This is a genomic window from Candidatus Babeliales bacterium, assembly GCA_040879965.1.
Lineage (GTDB): Bacteria > Babelota > Babeliae > Babelales > JACPOV01 > JBBDJI01.
This window is the reverse complement of record JBBDJI010000011.1, coordinates 83,700-84,015: the sequence shown is the minus strand read 5'-3', so window position 1 is coordinate 84,015 and position 316 is coordinate 83,700. Positions and strand designations below refer to the sequence as shown.

1 protein-coding gene is annotated in these 316 nt (G+C 40.5%); it reads left to right on the top strand.

Annotation, left to right across the window (positions count from 1 at the left end; genetic code table 11):
- Positions 1–186: VOC family protein (locus WDZ41_02355; GenBank protein ID MEX0940175.1), on the top strand; the 186-nt coding region annotated here is incomplete at its 5' end.
- Positions 187–316: the final 130 nt, after the last annotated feature.

The following is a 316-nucleotide window of genomic DNA, read 5'->3' as shown; positions in this document are numbered from 1 at the left end:
ATTGGCAAACAGGGTGGCGATGTCGGTATTGGTTGTTTATCAACCAACGATTGCCGTGGCACTTATGAACATTTAAAGGCAAAAGGTGTCGAGTTTATTGGTGAGCCAAAAGAAGAGAGTTGGGGCATTGGCGTTGTCTTCAAAGATCTCTATGGAAATCGTTATTATCTTAATGAATCGCGATAATAAATGAGTATTATTTTTTTTATGAAGGGGCTTGCTGCTGGCGCTTTTATTGCCTTTCCAGTAGGCCCAATTGGTATTTTTTGTTTGCGACGCATGTTAAGCCAAGGAGCGCTAATTGGTATTATTTCTG